General features: G+C 67.3%; 17 protein-coding genes. 7 read left to right on the top strand and 10 right to left on the bottom strand.

Annotation, left to right across the window (positions count from 1 at the left end):
- Positions 1 to 70: 70 nt before the first annotated feature.
- From CFB49_RS22010 to CFB49_RS22000, 3 genes are all read right to left on the bottom strand, one after another.
- On the bottom strand, positions 71 to 1,597 hold the full coding sequence (locus CFB49_RS22010; protein ID WP_069616484.1) for an amidase: 1,527 nt from the start codon (positions 1,595 to 1,597) through the stop codon (positions 71 to 73).
- A gap of 55 nt (positions 1,598 to 1,652) precedes the next feature.
- Positions 1,653 to 2,711: an aliphatic aldoxime dehydratase gene (gene oxdA / locus CFB49_RS22005; RefSeq protein ID WP_089492307.1), complete on the bottom strand. Its 1,059-nt coding sequence runs from the start codon at positions 2,709 to 2,711 to the stop codon at positions 1,653 to 1,655.
- A 94-nt stretch (positions 2,712 to 2,805) separates the two neighbouring features.
- Positions 2,806 to 3,702 (bottom strand): transporter, encoded by an 897-nt coding sequence (locus CFB49_RS22000; protein ID WP_089492306.1) that lies wholly within the window; start codon positions 3,700 to 3,702, stop codon positions 2,806 to 2,808.
- Between the two features lie 522 nt (positions 3,703 to 4,224).
- Here CFB49_RS22000 and nthA point away from each other — a divergent pair.
- The 4 genes from nthA (at position 4,225) to CFB49_RS21980 (ending at position 7,555) form a co-directional block, all read left to right on the top strand.
- Positions 4,225 to 4,824, top strand: coding sequence for a nitrile hydratase subunit alpha (nthA, locus tag CFB49_RS21995; RefSeq protein ID WP_069616481.1), 600 nt, complete (start codon positions 4,225 to 4,227; stop codon positions 4,822 to 4,824).
- A 44-nt stretch (positions 4,825 to 4,868) separates the two neighbouring features.
- Complete coding sequence (gene nthB / locus CFB49_RS21990) at positions 4,869 to 5,522, top strand: nitrile hydratase subunit beta (RefSeq protein WP_089436420.1); 654 nt, start codon at positions 4,869 to 4,871, stop codon at positions 5,520 to 5,522.
- Positions 5,519 to 6,781: a GTP-binding protein gene (locus tag CFB49_RS21985; RefSeq protein WP_089492305.1), complete on the top strand. Its 1,263-nt coding sequence runs from the start codon at positions 5,519 to 5,521 to the stop codon at positions 6,779 to 6,781. The genes nthB and CFB49_RS21985 overlap by 4 nt, the downstream gene beginning before the upstream one ends.
- 186 nt (positions 6,782 to 6,967) lie before the next feature.
- Complete coding sequence (locus CFB49_RS21980; RefSeq protein ID WP_089492304.1) at positions 6,968 to 7,555, top strand: LysE family translocator; 588 nt, start codon at positions 6,968 to 6,970, stop codon at positions 7,553 to 7,555.
- 12 nt (positions 7,556 to 7,567) lie between these two features.
- On the opposite strand, the gene CFB49_RS21975 is transcribed toward CFB49_RS21980, so the two are convergent.
- Positions 7,568 to 8,413, bottom strand: coding sequence for a helix-turn-helix domain-containing protein (locus CFB49_RS21975; protein ID WP_069616477.1), 846 nt, complete (start codon positions 8,411 to 8,413; stop codon positions 7,568 to 7,570).
- Positions 8,414 to 8,573: 160 nt separating this feature from the next.
- Here CFB49_RS21975 and CFB49_RS21970 point away from each other — a divergent pair, with 160 nt between their 5' ends.
- Positions 8,574 to 9,368: an SDR family NAD(P)-dependent oxidoreductase gene (locus CFB49_RS21970; protein ID WP_089492303.1), complete on the top strand. Its 795-nt coding sequence runs from the start codon at positions 8,574 to 8,576 to the stop codon at positions 9,366 to 9,368.
- Positions 9,369 to 9,407: 39 nt separating this feature from the next.
- Here the strand turns inward: CFB49_RS21970 and CFB49_RS21965 are convergent, their stop codons facing one another.
- The 6 genes from CFB49_RS21965 to CFB49_RS21945 all read right to left on the bottom strand — a co-directional run bounded on the left by CFB49_RS21965 (position 9,408) and on the right by CFB49_RS21945 (position 14,549).
- Complete coding sequence (locus tag CFB49_RS21965) at positions 9,408 to 9,782, bottom strand: hypothetical protein (protein ID WP_069616475.1); 375 nt, start codon at positions 9,780 to 9,782, stop codon at positions 9,408 to 9,410.
- A 47-nt stretch (positions 9,783 to 9,829) separates the two neighbouring features.
- Positions 9,830 to 10,015 (bottom strand): hypothetical protein, encoded by a 186-nt coding sequence (locus CFB49_RS36615; protein WP_124547204.1) that lies wholly within the window; start codon positions 10,013 to 10,015, stop codon positions 9,830 to 9,832.
- Positions 10,003 to 11,073, bottom strand: a complete 1,071-nt coding sequence (locus CFB49_RS21960) for an AI-2E family transporter (protein ID WP_089436415.1) — start codon at positions 11,071 to 11,073, stop codon at positions 10,003 to 10,005. The genes CFB49_RS36615 and CFB49_RS21960 overlap by 13 nt, the downstream gene beginning before the upstream one ends.
- 140 nt (positions 11,074 to 11,213) lie before the next feature.
- Complete coding sequence (locus tag CFB49_RS21955) at positions 11,214 to 12,323, bottom strand: NADH:flavin oxidoreductase/NADH oxidase (protein ID WP_089492302.1); 1,110 nt, start codon at positions 12,321 to 12,323, stop codon at positions 11,214 to 11,216.
- Positions 12,324 to 12,462: 139 nt separating this feature from the next.
- On the bottom strand, positions 12,463 to 13,149 hold the full coding sequence (locus CFB49_RS21950; protein WP_089436413.1) for a type 1 glutamine amidotransferase domain-containing protein: 687 nt from the start codon (positions 13,147 to 13,149) through the stop codon (positions 12,463 to 12,465).
- A 371-nt stretch (positions 13,150 to 13,520) separates the two neighbouring features.
- Positions 13,521 to 14,549 carry a substrate-binding domain-containing protein gene (locus CFB49_RS21945; RefSeq protein WP_089492301.1) on the bottom strand — a complete coding sequence of 343 codons (1,029 nt, stop codon included), beginning with the start codon at positions 14,547 to 14,549 and terminating at the stop codon, positions 13,521 to 13,523.
- A 187-nt stretch (positions 14,550 to 14,736) separates the two neighbouring features.
- Here CFB49_RS21945 and CFB49_RS21940 point away from each other — a divergent pair, with 187 nt between their 5' ends.
- A complete protein-coding gene (locus CFB49_RS21940; protein WP_069616470.1) occupies positions 14,737 to 16,320 on the top strand; it encodes a glycoside hydrolase family 68 protein in 1,584 nt (527 codons plus the stop codon).
- A gap of 180 nt (positions 16,321 to 16,500) precedes the next feature.
- Positions 16,501 to 18,126: a glycoside hydrolase family 32 protein gene (locus CFB49_RS21935; RefSeq protein ID WP_089492300.1), complete on the top strand. Its 1,626-nt coding sequence runs from the start codon at positions 16,501 to 16,503 to the stop codon at positions 18,124 to 18,126.
- Positions 18,127 to 18,210: the final 84 nt, after the last annotated feature.

The raw sequence follows: 18,210 nt of genomic DNA, 5'->3' as shown, positions 1-18,210 counted from the left end.
CAACCGTGCAAGCCGCGTTGCCGGTCGGACCGACATGCGGCGCGGCGGCGATGCGCTGCCGCGCCGCATGTCACGCGAACGTCGTCTGACGCCAGTCGGAAGACTGTTCATACGCATAGGCGCAGCGGTAGAGCGTCGCCTCGTCGAAGCGGCGCCCGACCAGTTGCAGCCCGATCGGCAGATCGTCGGCCACCCCGCACGGCAGCGACATGGCCGGATGCCCGGACACGTCGAACGGCGCGGTATTCGCGAGCATCTCGAACGCCCGCGTCAACGACTCGGACATCGCACAGCCGGGCTTCGGCAGTTCCGACGCGCGCATCGGGACGGTCGGCATCAGCAATACGTCATACGATTGCAGCGCCGCGTCGTAATCCGCTCGCAAGCGTCGCGCGAGGTTCTGGCACTTCGCGTAGTAGCGCCCGCGATACCGGCTCGTGAAATATTCGCCGAGCAGCATCGTCACCTTCACGGTATCCGGCAGCTCGTCGGCGCGCTCGCGCCAGCCCGCGTGATGATCGATCATGCCGGTCACGTACAGGCCGCCCCAGTTGAAGCCGTGGCTGTTGCCCTTCATCATCTGCTGCGTCGCACCCTCGGCCGCAATCGGCAGCCAGATCGCGGTGCCGGCCGCATGCAGCGGCACCGACACTTCGTCGACGCTCGCGCCCAGCTTGCGCAACCGGAGCGCGGCGACCCGCACGGCCTCGTCGACCACGCTCTCCGAATTCGCGAGTCCGAACGCCTCGCGCAGAATGCCGATCCGCAGGCCCGCGATGCCGTCGCGGATCGCGCCGAGATAATCGGCGCGCGGCGGCAACATCCGTTGGCGCGGATCGAGCCCGTCGTCGCCCGCGATGACGTCGAGCAGCAGCGCGTTGTCGAGCACGCTGCCCGTCATCGGCCCGAGATGATCGACGGTCGCCTCGATCGGCATCGCGCCGGTGTACGGCACGAGCCCATGCGTCGGCTTCATCCCGTAGATGCCGCAATAGGCGGACGGGATTCTCACCGAGCCGCCCTGGTCGCCGCCGAGCGCCATGTCGACCTCGCCGCTCGCGACCAGCGCGCCGCTGCCGGACGACGAGCCGCCTGACGAATATCCGGCCTTACGCGGATTGTGCACCGGCCCCGACGCGCTCGTGTGCGAGCCGCCGGAAAAACAGTAGTACTCGCAGGTCGCCTTGCCGGCGATCGTCGCGCCGGCGTCGAGCACCCGCGTGACGACGGTCGCGTCGATATCGGGCACGTAGCCCTCGAACGTGCTCGCGCCATTGCGCATCGGCACACCGGCGACGCAGATGTTGTCTTTCACGGCCACCGTCTTGCCGCGCAGCTTGCCGTCGGCGGCGCCATGGATCGTGCTCTTGCGCGCCCATGCGCCGTAACGGTTCTCGTCGCCTTCCGGGCGGTAGCCGGGCGTGCGCGGATACGCGACGACGGGCAGATGGTCGGGCAGCGCGTCGATCGCGTCGTACGCGTCGAAGTTCGCCTGCAGCGCATCGTCGTATTCGGCGAGTTGGCGGGAATCGACATGAAAGCCGAAGCCGGCTGCAATGTCGGACAGTTGTTCGCGGGTCGGGCGTTTGATGGCCATCGACGTTCTCCAGTTCGGTAAGCGGCGCCGCGAGCCTGGGCGGCGCCGGCGGGATTCATCGCGCGACGGCGACGGCGTCGCGCATCAGCCCGGTGCGCGGATGACAGTTCACGTATTCGTAGACCTGATGCTTTGCGTCGAAGACGGAAACCTCGTGATACAGCCGCAGTTTCGACAGCCCGGTGACGACGCGGAAGAACGTGACGAAGATCCGCAGGTGCGTCGGGTGAGATTCGGCCCACCGCTCGAGGCGGTCGAGCGAGCGCCAGTGGCCGATGTTGTAACTCTCGTCGAGCTCGTTGCCGTCGAGATCGATCGAGCGCACGTAGCGGTTGCTGTAGCAGCCGACGTCCTTGCCGTTGTCGCGCAGGAACTCCATTCCGCTGCGCAGCGTCGGCTCGATCTCCTCCAGATACAGTCGGCGCTCGTCAGTCTCCGCGGCGCGCCAGTCCTGACCGGACCGAATCAGCGCGATGTTGTCGTGTGCCAGTACGACCACGCGGCCGCCGCGAGCCGGATCGCCGTCGACGATGCGCAACTCGCCGTTCGCGTTCATCCAGTCCGTCTGCGAGATCGGGAACCGGTCGCGCATCGATCCCCAGTAGCCGTGCTCCTCGATCTCGCCGCTGACGCCGTCCATGATCGCGCCGACGCCGGGGAAATCGCTCGTAAATGCGTAAAGCGTCTCGAACTGCTCGGCGCGCGGCGCGACGATTTCCCGGAAGTAGCCGATCCCGTCCGCGAGGCGTGCGTCGGAGGCCCACCATTCGACGAGCGCCGGCGACGCAATCCAGCGCGCATACGCGGCCGGATCGCGCCAGTAGCCGACGGCAATCAGGTTCTCGTAGTCCTCGTCGTCGGTGTGCTGCGTCAGGTCGAAATTGTTCGGGCCGTCCGGCCCGCCGAAATCGGCGACGATCCGGCGCAACGCGGCCAGCGCCGCCGCGCGCTTGTCGGCGCCGCGATACTGCACGCCGAAATAGCCCATCACGACCTGGCTCAGGTCTTCGGCGGCACGGGCGACGTACATCGGGAACGGCGGCTGGTAATCGTCGGCGACGCGGCGTGACAACTTCCGCGGGCAGATCAGGTGTTTGTCGATGGCGGATTCCATGCATGACCTCTCTGGAAAGGGAATCGGGTGTCGAGGGTTCGACGTGGGCGCAACGAACGACATGCACCGGCCATATCCCGGCGCATGCGGACAGTCAGAAGATGTGCGCGTAACGCAGGCCGGCGAGCACGCTGTTCTTCGGGCCGTTGCGCACGCTCAGGTCGGTGCCGAGCTGGATTTGCACCTGGTCGGCCTTCGTCACGAACTTCGCCGCGGTGATCCGCAGGCGCGTCGTGCGCAGCGCGTCGTTGTTGCCCGCGCCGTCGACGCTGGTTTCGCCGCCCCAGAGCTGGGTGATGCCGACACCGAGCGACGTGCCCGGATCGGGCATGTAACGCACCATCGCCTGGGCGCTGTAGCTCATCCGCTGATGCAGCGTCGCACCGCTCGCGCCGTACGACGTGTTGTTGCCGTACCAGATCGCGTCGCCGACGAGATCGAGTGCCCACTGCGGCGAAAAGTGCTTGACGTAGGCTGCCTGGAAATCGAGCGACCAGCGGTTGGCGCCGAGATTGAGCCCACGGTTCTGGTCGTAACTTCCGGTCGGCGCGTAAACGTAGACCGTCGCGGCGACGACGTCCTTCGCTTCGTTCAGGCGGAATTTCAACGGCGCGGTCAGGATCACGTCGCCGACACCGTTCGTACTGCCAAGCGCGCCAGCGCTGCCGAAGCTGCTGATGTGACCGAACGGCAGCAACACCTGCGGATCGATCGTGAGCCTGTCGGTGAGCTGGAACACATGCAGCAGGCGGGCGATGCCGACATTGGACTGCAGGTCGAAATCCGACGTCCGGTGGCCATTCGCGTAGTACGCGTTCGTCGCGGAATAGTTGTAGTACAGCACGCCGATCGTCGCGCCGACCGGATACTGCTCGTAGTCGCCGGGATCGACCTCGACCGCGCCCGCGTAATGCGATGCGACGACCATCAGCGACAGGCCGATCCACCGCGCGATTCGCTTCAGTTTCATTCTGTTGACGTTGTCCATCATGCTCCTCACCTGGATGCGCAGACACCGCCACGCTCGACGTACGACCAATGGAGACCGTTGCCGGAGCTTGGAATCGCGGGGTGCTGGCTGACTGTTGTTCCGCCGGTACTCGAGGGAGTGCCGACGATTCGCGACATCGAACGGCCGTCGCTTGAGGGTGAGAATAGAAAGGCAAAATCCGCATTTCTGTTTTCCGGCGGAACAAGAAATTGGCTGTGGCGGGCCTCCTCCGCCAGCGTCCTGCAGCGGGCGCAAAACGTGCGCCGGCGGCCGCCGTTTCGTGCCGGGCGCGCGGTCGATGCCGCGAATCGTTGCGAATCGCCGCGTATCCGTTGCGCATCGGCGCCTGCCGCGCAACGGGGCCGTCTCGGCATAGTTTCCGATCCGTGCCGGCAAAGAACCGCGTTTTTTCTCTTCTTACCCTGCTCGTCGAGCGTGACCGACATGACGCGCCCATCCCCCGCCACGGCAGTCGCAACGTCGTGGCGGCGGTCGCCCCGAACTACGACAAGGAGCCCCACGATGAACACGATTCCTTCCGAGGAAACAGCCTCGACGCCCGGCGAACGCGCCTGGGCGCTGTTTCGCGTGATGAAAGAGAAGAACCTGATTCCCGACGGCTATATCGAAGGTCTGACCGAGCTGATGTCCACCACCTGGGATCCGGCCAACGGCGCGCGCATCGTCGCGCGCGCGTGGGTCGATCCGGCATTTCGCGAACTTCTGCTGAAGGACGGCACGGCCGCGTGCGCGCAGTTCGGCTACACCGGCCCGCAGGGCGAATACATCGTCGCGCTCGAAGACACGCCGACGCTGAAGAACGTGATCGTCTGCAGCCTGTGCTCATGCACGAACTGGCCGGTGCTCGGGCTGCCGCCCGAGTGGTACAAGGGCTTCGAATATCGTGCGCGGCTCGTCCGCGAAGGACGCACGGTGCTGCGGGAGCTCGGCACCGACCTGCCCGACGACGTCGTCGTGAAGGTCTGGGATACGACCGCCGAAAGCCGCTATCTCGTGCTGCCCGTGCGGCCGGCCGGCAGCGAGCACATGACCGAGGAACAACTGCGCACGCTCGTCACGAAGGACGTGCTGATCGGCGTGGCGCTGCCGCGCGCGCACTGACGCGCACCACGTTTCGCTCTCGACCTTCAATTCGGAGATCTTATATGGACGGCTTTCACGACCTCGGCGGATTCCAGGGTTTCGGCCCGGTGCCGCATACGATCAACAGTCTCGGCTACAAACCGGTCTTCAAGGAAGACTGGGAGCATCTCGCATACAGCCTGATGTTCGTCGGCGTGGATCAACTGAAAAAATTCAGCGTCGACGAGGTACGTCACGCAGTCGAACGCATCGACGTGCGCCAGCACGCCGGCACGCGCTACTACGAGCGCTACGTGATCGCGACCGCGACATTGCTCGTCGAAACCGGCGTGCTCACGCAGGACGAACTCGACCGCGCGCTCGGTTCGCACTTCCGGCTCGCGAACCCGCCGCGATCCGGCGGCCGGGCGGCCCCGCCCGACTCGACGCGGTTCGAGGTCGGCGATCGCGTCGTGGTTCGCGACGAACACGTCAGCGGGCACATCCGCGCGCCCGGCTACGTTCGCGGCAAGGAAGGTGTCGTGCTGCACCGGACGACCGAATCGTGGCCGTTCCCGGACGCGATCGGCCACGGCGACACCAGCGCCGCGCATCAGCCGACCTATCACGTCGAGTTCCGCGTGAAGGATCTGTGGGGCGATGCCGCCGACGACGGCTATGTCGTGGTCGACCTGTTCGAAGGCTACCTGGATCGCGCGTCCGCGCAGAGCGCATGACGACGCCGGCGAATCGACACGTGCCGGCCGCCCCGCCGCCGAGGATTCCGGTCACCGTGCTGTCCGGCTTCCTCGGCGCGGGGAAGACGACGTTGCTGAACCATATCCTGCGCAATCGCGCCGGCCTGAAGGTCGCCGTGATCGTCAACGACATGAGCGAGGTGAACGTCGACGCCGACGACGTGCGGCGCAACGTCGAGCTGCATCGAGGCGAGGACGAACTCGTCGAAATGAGCAACGGCTGCATCTGCTGCACGCTGCGCGCCGATCTGCTCGAGCAGATCAGCACGCTTGCGCGGCAGCATCGCTTCGATTACCTGCTGATCGAGTCGACCGGCATTTCGGAGCCGATGCCGGTGGCGGAGACGTTCGCGTTTCTCGACCGGGACGGTTTCAGCCTCAGCGAACTCGCGCGGCTGGACACGCTCGTCACGGTGGTCAACGGCGAGACGTTCGAGGACATGATCGCGTCGACCGAACCGGTCACGCGCGACGCCCCGCTCGCGAACGACAACGATGCCGATCCGCCGCGCAAGCTGTCGGACCTGCTGATCGAACAAGTCGAATATGCGAACGTGATCCTCGTGAGCCGACTCGACCGGATCGGCCACGCGGGTTTCGAGCGGCTGCGCGCAATTCTGGCGTCACTGAATCCATCGGCGCGAATCCTGCCGATGCAGCACGGCAAGGTCGATCCGTCGGACGTGCTGGATACGCGGCGCTTCGATCTACCGGCGCTCGCCGAATCGCCGGGATGGATGCAACGCATGCAGGCCGACGAACGCCCGTCGGAATCGGATGCGTACGGGATTGCGTCGTGGGTCTATCGCGAACGTGCGCCGTTTCATCCGGCGCGGCTGCTCGCATGGCTGCGTCGCCCCTGGACGAACGGCCGACTGCTTCGCTGCAAGGGCTATGTGTGGGCTGCGCACCGATATGCCGAAACCGCCCTGCTCGTGCAGGCCGGCGACACGTTCCAGTGGGGTTACGTCGGCCGATGGTGGCGGTTTACGCCACCGTCGGACTGGCCGCACGACGACTATCGTCGCGAGGGTGTGCTGAAGAAATGGGAAGAGCCGACAGGCGATTGCCGACAGGAAATCGTGTTCATCGGGCAGTCGATCGATCACGTCCGGTTGCGCCGCGATCTCGATGCGTGTCTGCTGACGGTCGAAGAAATCGACGCCGGCCCGGAGTCGTGGCGCCGGCTTCCGGAAGCCGACGCGTTCGATGCACTGGCGACGCCCGCCCATCCGTGAAGTGGGACTCGATGGCGTCGGCGGGAGCGCCTGCGTCGTGTCGCTTTCGGTCGGCCCGTGAGCGCCTCGCGCGGTTCAGCGTGACGTAATACCGACCGCACCGCCGACGGCAGTTTTCTTCAATACGGGCCGACGCGGTGCCCGTAGTCTCGATGCGACTTTCAACATGTCGCATGGAGACACCTGATGAGCATGCTGGTTTCGATGGCCGCGTTCGCGCTCGCCTCGTCGATCACCCCCGGTCCCGTCAACATCGTCGCGCTCAGCGCGGGCGCGCGCCACGGCCTTGGCGCCAGCTTGCGCTACGCGGCCGGCGCGACGCTCGGCTTCGTCGCGCTGTTCCTGCTGATCGGCCTCGGCCTGCACGCGGCGCTCGCGCGCTGGCCCGTGCTGACGACGGCCACGCAGTGGTCGGGAATCGCGTTCCTGCTATACATGGCGCTGCGGCTCGCGCTCGACGACGGCCGGCTGGCGGCCGATCCGGACGTGGCCGGCCCGTCGGCGGCGGCCGGCGCGGCGATGCAGTGGCTCAATCCGAAGGCGTGGCTCGCGTGCGTGGCCGCGATGGGCGCGTATGCATCCGACGGCGACCGCGCGCAGGTCTGGCAGTTCGCCGCGCTGTATCTGGTGATCTGCTTCGCGTCGATCGCATCCTGGGGTTATGCGGGCGCGTCGCTGCGGCACCGGCTCGCGAACGCGCGGCGCATGCGCGTGTTCAACCGGCTGATGGCGCTGCTGCTCGCGGGGAGCGCGCTGTTTCTGCTCGACGTGTAGCCGCCGTCGCGTTCAGCGCCTCGCGCTGCGGTACTGCCCCGGCGTCGCGGCCGCGATTCGCCGGAATGCACGCTGGAAATGCGCCTGGTCCGCAAAGCCTGCGTCGAGCGCGACTTCGGCGATCGGCCGGCCGCGGCGCAACTCGGTGCGGCCGTATTGCACGCGCCGATCGATCAGGAACGCATGCGGCGTCATCCCGTAACGCGCATTGAACGCGCGGATCAGGTACGACGGCGACAGGTCGGCCGCCGCGCAGATCGCATCGAGCGTGACGGCCTCGCGGCAATGGGCGGCGATGTAGTCGGCCGCGCGCGCGAGCTTCACGTTGTCGTCTCCCGGCCGCGGCTCGGGCAGTTCGCGATCGAGCGCGCCATGCAGCGCCGCGAAGAATTCGACCGCCGCGCTCTCCTTGCCGAGCGCATCGATGCCGGGCGACACCAGCGTGCGGTAGAAGCCGTCAAATTGCGCGAACAGATCGCCGCGCTCGGTCAACTTCGGCGAAAACCCGTGAAAATCGCGATTCGGATCGCGACCGAGCGAATGTTGCAGCCGCGCGAGCCATGGCACGTCGACATAGACCATCCGGTACGCCCACGCATCGGGACCGTACGGATTGCATGCGTGGACCTGCTCCGGATCGATGATCACGAGCACGCCGCGCCCGACGTGCGCGTGCGTCGCGCCGTTCACGTACGTGCTCGTGCCGCCGACGATCGCGCCCACCGAAAACGTGTCGTGCGTGTGCTTCGCATAGCAGATCGCGCGCCCGTCGTCGACGGTACGCGCCTCGATGAACGGCAGCGCGGTATCGCGCCAGAATGGCGACGGTACGGCGGATCGGTTGGCGGTACGGCTCACGCGGCGGGCTCCCGGTTCGAACAGCGAACGCTCACCGTACAAGACTGTGCGGCGCCGCGCAACAGCGAGCCGACGCTTCGCGGCTGGATCGCCTAAGCTTTGAATTCGGCCGCCGCGGCACACGCGGCGGGTTCCGCTTCCTCTTCCAACCGGTACACTCATGCAGATCGATCTGAAAGGCAAGACCGCGGTCGTCACCGCTTCCACCGCCGGCATCGGCTTCGCGATCGCCGAAGGGCTCGCGCGCGCCGGCGCGCACGTCGTCGTCAACGGCCGCAGCGACGCGTCGGTGCAGTCCGCGCTCGGGAAACTGCGCGACGCCGTGCCCGGCGCAAGCTTCGACGGCGTCGCCGCCGACCTGTCCGACGCGGCCGGCGTCGCGCGCGTCACGCAGCACACGCCGAACGCCGACATTCTCGTCAACAATGCGGGCATCTACGGCCTGAAGGCGTTCTTCGACATCGACGACGCCGAATGGGAACATTTTTTCCAGATCAACGTGATGTCCGGCGTGCGGCTCGCGCGGCATTACCTGAAAGGGATGATCGAACGCAATGCCGGGCGCATCGTGTTCATTTCGTCGGAATCGGGCCTGAACATCCCCGTCGACATGATTCATTACGGGTTCACGAAAACCGCGCAGCTGTCGATCGCGCGCGGCCTCGCGAAGCTCGCGGCCGGCACCCGCGTGACCGTCAATTCGGTGCTGCCGGGGCCGACGATGTCGGAAGGCGTGCGCGAGATGCTGAAGGCGCAGGCCGACGAAACGGGCCGCAGCATCGACGACATTGCCGTGGAGTTCGTGCGCAGCGAGCGCGCGAGTTCGATCATCCAGCGGCCGGCGACGACGGAGGAAGTCGCGAACCTGGTCGTGTACGTATGCTCGCCGCAGGCCTCGGCCACGACCGGCGCGGCGTTGCGCGTCGACGGCGGCGTGGTCGACACGATAGCGTGACGGCCATATGACGGGCTCGCGCCGCGCGTGGCCGCCGCACTAGCGCGACGCGCGCTTGCCAGACTGAAGCGTGCCCTTGCGATCGGCGTCCATGCAGGTATCGAAGCCGGACTGCGTGACGACGCCGGCCTTGTCGAACACGACGAAGTACGCGCGGTGATCGTTGCCGTGCTCGATGAAGTAGTTGTAGCAGACGCCGCCGCCGTTACGGACCATCCAGACGCTGCGCGGGTTGCCGGCTGCACGGACGACGTCGGCGCGCGTCGCGCCGTGCCGCGACGCGGCCCGTGCAAGCGGCGTGCGCGAATACGAGAACGGCAGCCACGAGTCGAACCACGCACAGCCATGCAACATCAGGCAGCTGGCGGCCAGGGACAGCGTCGCTGCGGGACGGGCCATCGGAATCAATCGCATGCTCGGGAAATCTGCTGCGCCATACCGGCGTGATCGAAAGCCCCATGCTACTCGACCTTTGGGTCCGGATCGAAAAGAAATGTAGAGATCTTTATCCGGATCCCTGCGTTTGCGGGCCTTCGCGCCGGCTGAATCGTCATCAATCGTTGCAGCCGGCGTGCGCGCACGCGCATCCGCACCACCGCACCGTTGTATCGAACCGGTGCAACGGCATGCGCGATCAGGCGATCCATTCGGCCCACAGCATCGTCAGCACCGTCATCAGCGCGGGGCCGACGAACAGCCCGATCAGGCCGAACGTCTCGGCGCCGCCGAGGATGCCGAACAGCACGAGCAGGAACGGCAGCCGTGTCGAACCGCCGATCAGCACCGGCCGCACGAAGTGCTCGGCGACGAACACGACGATGAACCCGAGCACCGCGATCACGACGGCCCACATGGTCGCGCCCTGCACGAACAGCCAGAGCGCCGCGCCGCAGAACACGACCGGCGCGCAGAACGGCAGCATCGCGGCGACCGCCGTGACGAGCCCGAGCAGCGCCGCGTGCGGCACGCCCGCGAGCGCGTAGGCGATGCCGAGCAGCGCGCCCTCGCCGAGCCCGACGACGACGAGTCCCGTCACAGTGCCGTACACGGCCGCGACCATGCGCTCGATCAGTTCCGCGCCGTTACGGCCGAACGCGCGCCGCGCGCCCTGCAGCAACGCGCCCGACAGCTTGTGGCCGGCGCGCAGGATCACGAACAGCGTGACGAGCATGAAACCGAATTCGAGCAGCACGTGCGCGAGCTTCGTGCCGAATTGCCGGCCGAACGCGATGAATTTCTCGCCGTTGACGCCGTGCATCGCGGTGGCCGCATGCAGCGGATGGCCGAGATTGGCCTGCCACCATTCGGTAATCTGCGTCGCGCCGTACGGCAACCGGCCGATCACGTCCGGCAACGGGATGCCGTTGTCCTGGATCGTGTGCAGCCACTCGCGCAGGTCGTGCGCCTGCGCGATCGCCTGGGTCGTCGCGACCGCCACCGGCAGCACGACGAGCAGCGAGATCGCCGCCGTGATGACGGTCGCGATCAGCGTCGGCCGATTGCGGAACAGCCGGTGCGATTCGAAGCACTTCAGCAGCGGCCACATCGCGATGGCGATCACGCACGCCCATGCGATGGCGGGAAGGAAGTCGCGGATCACCCACAGCGCGAGCACCAGCAGCGCCGCATACAGCGCGACGCGGGCGACCTGCTGGGCGCGCGGCCGCGCGGCGGAATCGGGAGACGACGGGACATGTGCGCCCATGGCACCTCTGTCGAAATGAAAAAATGGCGGCTCGCCCAGGCAATCGGCCCGGACGAACCGCCATTCTATCCATCGGCGCCGGATCGGCGGCACGCGCAATCGATGCGCGGACCGCCCGCCGCCGCGTCGCCGCGCGCCGGTCAGGCCACCTTGTCGGCGATCCCGTAGCGCTCGAGCCAGTGCGCGTACGGCGCGGGCAGCGTCCACGACGGACGCTCGACACCGAGCTGCTTGGCCGCGTAGTACGGCCAGTGCGGGTCGGCGAGGTGTGCGCGGCCGACCATCACGAGATCGAGCTGCTCCTCCGCCACCACGCGGTTCGCCAGTTGCGGCGTATCGATTCCCCACGCGGACGACACCGGCAAGCCGGCCTCGCGGCGCACGCGCTCGGCGACCGGCGCGAGGAACGCCGGGCCCCACGGAATCTGTGCGTCGGGCGTCGAGAAGCCGACCGACACGCTCAGCATGTCGAGCCCTTCCCGCTTCATCCGCTGCGTGAGCGCGATCGACTCGGCGAGCGTCTCTTCGTCTCGGCCGTCGTATTCGATCACGCCGAGGCGTGCGGTCAGTGGCAAGTGCTCGGGCCAGACCTTGCGAACGGCCGCGAGCGTGTCGACGAGGAAGCGGCCGCGGTTTTCCGCCGAACCGCCGTATTCGTCGGTGCGCTGGTTCGAATGCACCGAGAAGAAGCTCTGGCCGAGATAGCCATGCGCGAAGTGCAGTTCGAGCCATTCGAAGCCGAGGTCGCGCGCACGCCGCGCGGAGGCCACGAAGTCGGCTTGCACGCGGGCGATGTCGTCGTGCGTCATTTCGCGCGGCACCTTCGGCAGGTGCGCGCCGAACGGCACGGCCGACGGCGCGATGGTCTGCCAGCCGCGCGGATCGCCGTCGGCGATATGGTCGTCGCCTTCCCACGGGCGGTTCGCGCTCGCCTTGCGGCCCGCGTGCGCGATCTGGATGCCGGGCACCGCGCCGGCCGCCTTGATCGCCGCGACCGACGGCGCGAAGGCTTCGGCCTGCGCGTCGTTCCACAACCCCGCGCAGCCCGGCGTGATGCGGCCTTCCGGCGACACGGCCGTCGCCTCCGCGATCACGAGGCCCGCGCCGCCGCGCGCGATGCCGGCCAGATGCACGTGATGCCAGTCGTTGACGACGCCGTCTTCGGCGACGTACTGGCACATCGGCGGCACCGCGATGCGGTTGCGCAGCGTGACATCCTTGAGTTTGAACGGTTCGAACAGGGCAGACATCCACGACTCCTTTGTTGGGTTCTGCAAAACGGCTGGGAATGCGCCGTGCGCGACGCACGGCGCAACGATGCGAGCCGTCGGCGGGCCGGGTGCGCCCGGCGACGGCAAGGACGAGACGCCGGCCGAGCCGGCGCCGTGTTCAGCGGTGGCCGAGCTTCGCGAGCAGCGCCTCGGCCGCGGGCGCCGACGACGCCGGGTTCTGCCCGGTGATCAGCAGCCCGTCGGTGACGACATGCGGCGCCCAGTCGGCGCTGCGCTCGAATTCCGCGCCATTGGTTTTCAGCATGTCCTCGACGAGGAACGGCACGACTTCGGTCAGCTCGACGGCCGCTTCCTCGCTATTGGTGAAACCCGTCGCGCGCTTGCCGCGCACGACCGACTCGCCGGTCTGCGGGTGCTTCACGTGGCGCAGCACGCCCGGCGCGTGGCAGACCGCGGCGACCGGCTTGCCGGCCGCCAGCATGCGCTCGATCAGGCCGATCGAATGCAGGTCCTCGGCAAGATCCCACAGCGGGCCGTGGCCGCCCGGGTAGAACACCGCGTCGTAGTCGTCCGCCGACACATCGGCCAGCTTGCGCGTCGACGCGAGTTCGGCCTGGGCCGCCGCATCGGCGTCGAAGCGGCGCGTCGCGTCGGTCTGGGCCGTCGGATCGCTGCTCTTCGGGTCGAGCGGCGGCTGGCCGCCCTTCGGCGACGCGAGCGTCAACTCGACGCCCGCATCCTTGAACGTGTAGTACGGCGCGGCCAGTTCCTCGAGCCAGAAGCCGGTTTTCTTGCCGGTGTCGCCGAGCGTGTCGTGCGAGGTCAGGACAACCAGAATCTTCATGATCGGACACTCCTTCGAAAATGAACGGGGAACGGGGCCGCACGTCGACGCGGCGCACCTGTCGGTTAGTCCGCCCGTGCGCGGCAACGTGCGATTCATTCACCCGCATGCGATATACGCCTATTAGACCAGTCGTCTAGAAGCGACCGAAATAAAACGACGGCGTCTCGCGGCATGAAGCTGCCGGGGACGTCGCCGCATTCACCGGACCGATGATATCCCTGAATTAGACCGGTCGTCTAGAAGAACGCGTATTCGCCCCTGCCATCGACGTGGCCTTTGCGACGGGGGGCGCAGTCCGGCATCGCCGTCCCGCCCTCCACCGTTTGCCCGCGGCAGCCGGCCGCTGCCGTCGCGCCGGCTCCCGACGATTACCCGCGCAAAGGCCCGTCCGTGTCCCCCGCTTCGATGACTGGCGCTTCGAGCCGGTGATCGCACACGCCGTCGTCCAGCAGCCGCAGCATCAGCTCCGCCAGCGCGCGGCCCGATGCGTGCCCGGTCGGCTGCACGACCGCCGTGACACGATACGGGTGCGCGATATCGGGCGGCACGCCGTCATAGACGATCAGCGACATGTCCGCGCCCAGGCGCAGCCCGCTGTCGACCAGCGCGCGAAACGCGCCGCCGCCCGCGATGTTGTTGTCGACCAGCAGCGCGGTCGGCGGCTCGGCGCGCGCGAGCAGCGCCCGCGCCGCCTGCTGGCCGCCGTCGTGCGTAAACGCGCACTCGACGAGCAGCGCCGGATCGGCCTCGATACCGGCTTCGCGCAATGCCGACAGATAGCCGGCGCGCCGCTGCGCGGCGAAATTCAGCCCCAGCGGCGCGCTGATCATCGCGATGCGCCGATGCCCGAAGCCGATCAGCCGGCGCGCCGCGTCGCGCGCGCCCGCCTCGTTGTCGAAGTCGAACCACGCATACGGGCCGGCCGCCTGCGTGCGGCCGTACGCGACATACGGAAACGCGCTCGCTTGCAGGTACGCGAGACGCGGATCGTCGACCCGCGTGCGCGCGACGATCAGCCCGTCGACGAGCTTGCCGTCGACGATGCGCCGATAGGTGTCCAGTTCCGCGTTCGGTCGCGCGGACGCGATGATGAAATCGAGATTTCGCTCGGCGAGCCGCTCGGTGATGCCCGCGACGACCTCGCCGAACCGCGGATCGCCGAGATCGCCGGCGCCGAACGGATAGACGATGCCGATCATGTCGGCCCGGCCGGTCGCCAGCCGGCGCGCGGTCGGATCGGCCACGTAGCCCATTTCGCGCGCGGCCTTCGCCACGCGCTCGCGCGTCGCCTCGCTGACGTCGTCGTAACCGTTCAACGCGCGGCTGACCGTCGTCCGCGACAGACCCAGCGCATCCGACAGCGCCTTCAGATTCACCTTCACCGTCATTCCTCGCATTCGCCGCCCCGCCCGGTCGCCCGATGCCCGGGACGCGCCGACCGGGTAATTATTTCCATTGAGTAATCATTACCGTCAAATAAATATCTTTTGCGTTCCAAACCGGTTTGAAATAGCATCCAAACCGGTTTGGACATCGATGCCCACTCAGCCGTTCATTTTCACCTGCCAAGGAAACAACGACGAGATGACATACTTTCCCCTTTTCCGCCCGATCACGACCAAACGTTTGCTGCTCGCTGGCGGCGCACTCGCCGCCTTCGCGTCCGTCGCGCACGCGCAGTCCAGCGGCACGGGCGCGCCCGTGCCCACGCCCCATACGCAGCAAGCCTACGATCCCGAAGGCAACTTCACGATGCGCTGGACGCGCGCGGACATCCGCCAGATCGTCGCGCAATCGCACACCGCCGGCGCCGACAAGAACTCGCTGCCGCAAGCGCTGACGATGCCGGACATCCCGCAGGATTTCCCGCTGATCAACTCGAACGTGTGGGTGTGGGACACCTGGCCGCTGGCCGACCTGCGCGCGAACCAGCTCAGCTACAAGGGCTGGGAGGTGATCTTCTCGCTCACCGCCGATCCGCACGCGGGCTACACGTTCGACGACCGTCACGTCCACGCCCGCATCGGCTTCTTCTATCGCCGCGCCGGCATCCCCGCGTCGCAGCGCCCGGCGAACGGCGGCTGGACCTGGGGCGGCCACCTGTTCCCGGACGGCGCGAGCGCCAGGGTGTTCGGCACCGCGCCGATGACCAACAACGCTGAATGGTCGGGCTCCGCGCGCCTCACGAACGGCAGCAACGTCAGCCTCTACTACACCGCGACGTCGTTCAACCGCTCGGCCCCCGGCGGCGCCGACATCACGCCGCCGCAGGCGATCATCACGCGCGCCGACGGCAACATCCACGCCGACGACAAGCACGTGTGGTTCACCGGCTTCGGCGATCACAAGGCGCTGCTGCAGCCGGACGGCAACTACTACCAGACCGGCCAGCAGAACACCTACTTCTCGTTCCGCGATCCGTTCGTGTTCACCGACCCCGCGCATCCGGGCAAGACCTACATGGTGTTCGAAGGCAATACCGGCGGCCCGCGCGGCGCACGCACCTGCACCGAGGCCGATCTCGGCTATGCACCGAACGATCCGAACCGCGAAGATCTCAACGCGGTGATGAATTCGGGCGCAGTGTATCAAAAGGCCAACGTCGGCCTCGCGGTCGCGACGAACCCGCAACTGACCGAGTGGAAGTTCCTGCCGCCGATCCTGTCGGCGAACTGCGTCGACGACCAGACCGAGCGCCCGCAGATCTACCTGAAGGACGGCAAGTACTACCTGTTCACGATCAGCCACCGCACGACGATGGCGGCCGGCGTCGACGGCCCGGACGGCGTGTACGGCTTCGTCGGCAACGGCATCCGCAGCGATTACCTGCCGCTGAACGGCGGCAGCGGCCTCGTGCTCGGCAACCCGACCGACTTCTCCGCACCCGCCGGCGCACCGTATGCGCAGGACCCGAACCAGAACCCGCGGGAATTCCAGTCGTATTCGCACTACGTGATGCCGGGCGGGCTCGTCGAGTCGTTCATCGACGCGATCGGCCCGCGCCGCGGCGGCACGCTCGCGCCGACGGTGAAGGTGAACATCAACGGCACGTCGACGGCGGTCGACCGCACGTATGGACGCGGCGGCCTCGGCGGCTACGGCGACATCCCGTCGAACCTGCCGGCGACGGGGGCCGGCCACAACGACGGCAACGGCCAGGCCAATTGAGCAACCGAAAATAACCATCGTCGATAAAGGCACGAGGTTCAGGAGGCGCGTATCGCGCGTGCCGCGTGCGCGCCTCCGCTTTTTCCCTTCGACTTTCTTTTGACCGTTGTGCATGCCGTCGTTGCAGGCGGCCTGCGCCCTCCTTTCCCGCTTCGTCCGACGAAGCGCCTCCGGCACCGCATGAAATCGACGTCTTTCCGCTTTTCCGTCCGCATCGTCCGGCTGCTGCTCGTCTGCATGGCCTTCACGCAGGCCGTCGCCGCGCCCTGCCACACGCAGGCCGACAACGGCACGCCGCAATGGCGGCCCGCCCTCCACTACACGCCGCAGCGCAACTGGATGAACGACCCGAACGGGCTCGTCTACGCGAACGGCCGCTATCACCTGTTCTATCAGTACAACCCGCTCGGCAACGACTGGGGCAACATGTCGTGGGGCCACGCGACCAGCACCGACCTCGTCCACTGGCGCGAGCAGCCGGTCGCGATGCGCGCGAACGCCACCGAGGAAATCTTCTCCGGCTCGATCGTCGCCGATACGCTGAACACGTCCGGCCTCGGCACACCGGGCCACACGCCGCTCGTCGCGCTCTATACGAGCGTCTACAAGCCCGGCTCGGGCCACGCACCGGGCATACAGGCGCAGTCGCTCGCGTACAGCCTCGACCAGGGCACGACCTGGCAGCCGTATGCGCACAACCCGGTGCTGACGCTCGATCCGGAATCGAAGGAATTTCGCGACCCGAAAGTGTCGTGGTATGCGGCGGGCGGCTACTGGTTGATGACGACGGTCGTCGCCGATGCGCACGTCGTGAAGCTCTATCGTTCCGACGACCTGATCCACTGGTCGTTCCTCAGCGATTTCACGCTGCCGGACGTGCCGCATGCGGGCGCGCTGTGGGAAATGCCGGACCTCATACCGCTGCCGCTCGACGGCGATCCGAAGCGAATCAAGTGGGTTATGATCGTCAACGTGAATCCGTGGTCGATCGCGGGGGGTTCCGGGGCCATGTATTTCGTCGGCGATTTCGACGGCCGCACGTTCACGCCCGACCGCGTCGCGCCCGCCGGCTCCGATCCCGCGCAATTCCGCTGGGTCGATCACGGCGCCGACTTCTACGCGGCCGGCACGTTCTCCGGCGCACCGGGCGCCCGGCCGGTCGCGATCGCGTGGATGAGCAACTGGGATTACGCGGCAAAAGTGCCGACCACCCCGTGGCGCGGCGCGACCACGCTGCCGCGCGAACTGTCGCTGAGGGCGATCGACGGCGAGCCGACCCTCGTCGTCGCGCCCGCCGCCGCGTTCGACGCATGGGCCGACGGCCGGCCGGTCGTACATGAAGGCGACGTCACGGTCGACTCCGCTACCCGACCGCTGTCGGCCGCCACACGCGGCGTCGTCCAGCGCATCACGGTGACGCTCTCGCCGCAGCGTGCCGCGCGCGCGGGGCTGATCGTGCGGCGCTCGGCCGACGGGTCGGTCGGCACCCGGATCGTGTACGACACCGCGAAGCGCACGCTGACGCTCGACCGCTCGCGATCCGGCGAAGCGAATTTCGCCGGCACGTTCAGCCGCGAGCACATCGTCGATCTGCCGCTCGAACGCGGACAACTGCGACTCGAAATCGTCGTCGATCGCGGCTCGGTCGAAGTGTTCGCGAACGGCGGCCGCGTCGCGCTGACGGACCTGGTCTTTCCGCCGCTCGATGCGGATCGCGTGGCCGTGTTTGCCGAACAGGGCCGCGCGACGTTTTCGGGGTTGACGGTGACGCAACTCGATGCGCGGGGAGCCTGCGCGTCGCAATAGACGCATGCGTCAATGCGAATTTTTTCGTCCGATCGAGACGTGCCCGCATGCAGCCCGAATCGAGCCCCAATGCATCGTACGGCG

The organism is Burkholderia sp. AU17457, from assembly GCF_002223255.1.
In the GTDB taxonomy this organism is placed as follows: Bacteria; Pseudomonadota; Gammaproteobacteria; order Burkholderiales; family Burkholderiaceae; genus Burkholderia; species Burkholderia sola.
This window is presented reverse-complemented; position numbering and strand designations above follow the sequence as displayed.

What these genes read in the sequence shown, in the direction of transcription:
- CFB49_RS22010 (WP_069616484.1), bottom strand. Translation starts at nt 1,597, where the DNA reads ATGGCCATCAAACGCCCGACCCGCGAACAACTGTCCGACATTGCAGCC.
- oxdA (WP_089492307.1), bottom strand. Translation starts at nt 2,711, where the DNA reads ATGGAATCCGCCATCGACAAACACCTGATCTGCCCGCGGAAGTTGTCA.
- CFB49_RS22000 (WP_089492306.1), bottom strand. Translation starts at nt 3,702, where the DNA reads ATGATGGACAACGTCAACAGAATGAAACTGAAGCGAATCGCGCGGTGG.
- nthA (WP_069616481.1), top strand. Translation starts at nt 4,225, where the DNA reads ATGAACACGATTCCTTCCGAGGAAACAGCCTCGACGCCCGGCGAACGC.
- nthB (WP_089436420.1), top strand. Translation starts at nt 4,869, where the DNA reads ATGGACGGCTTTCACGACCTCGGCGGATTCCAGGGTTTCGGCCCGGTG.
- CFB49_RS21985 (WP_089492305.1), top strand. Translation starts at nt 5,519, where the DNA reads ATGACGACGCCGGCGAATCGACACGTGCCGGCCGCCCCGCCGCCGAGG.
- CFB49_RS21980 (WP_089492304.1), top strand. Translation starts at nt 6,968, where the DNA reads ATGAGCATGCTGGTTTCGATGGCCGCGTTCGCGCTCGCCTCGTCGATC.
- CFB49_RS21970 (WP_089492303.1), top strand. Translation starts at nt 8,574, where the DNA reads ATGCAGATCGATCTGAAAGGCAAGACCGCGGTCGTCACCGCTTCCACC.
- CFB49_RS21965 (WP_069616475.1), bottom strand. Translation starts at nt 9,782, where the DNA reads ATGCGATTGATTCCGATGGCCCGTCCCGCAGCGACGCTGTCCCTGGCC.
- CFB49_RS36615 (WP_124547204.1), bottom strand. Translation starts at nt 10,015, where the DNA reads ATGGATCGCCTGATCGCGCATGCCGTTGCACCGGTTCGATACAACGGT.
- CFB49_RS21960 (WP_089436415.1), bottom strand. Translation starts at nt 11,073, where the DNA reads ATGGGCGCACATGTCCCGTCGTCTCCCGATTCCGCCGCGCGGCCGCGC.
- CFB49_RS21955 (WP_089492302.1), bottom strand. Translation starts at nt 12,323, where the DNA reads ATGTCTGCCCTGTTCGAACCGTTCAAACTCAAGGATGTCACGCTGCGC.
- CFB49_RS21950 (WP_089436413.1), bottom strand. Translation starts at nt 13,149, where the DNA reads ATGAAGATTCTGGTTGTCCTGACCTCGCACGACACGCTCGGCGACACC.
- CFB49_RS21945 (WP_089492301.1), bottom strand. Translation starts at nt 14,549, where the DNA reads ATGCGAGGAATGACGGTGAAGGTGAATCTGAAGGCGCTGTCGGATGCG.
- CFB49_RS21940 (WP_069616470.1), top strand. Translation starts at nt 14,737, where the DNA reads ATGACATACTTTCCCCTTTTCCGCCCGATCACGACCAAACGTTTGCTG.
- CFB49_RS21935 (WP_089492300.1), top strand. Translation starts at nt 16,501, where the DNA reads ATGAAATCGACGTCTTTCCGCTTTTCCGTCCGCATCGTCCGGCTGCTG.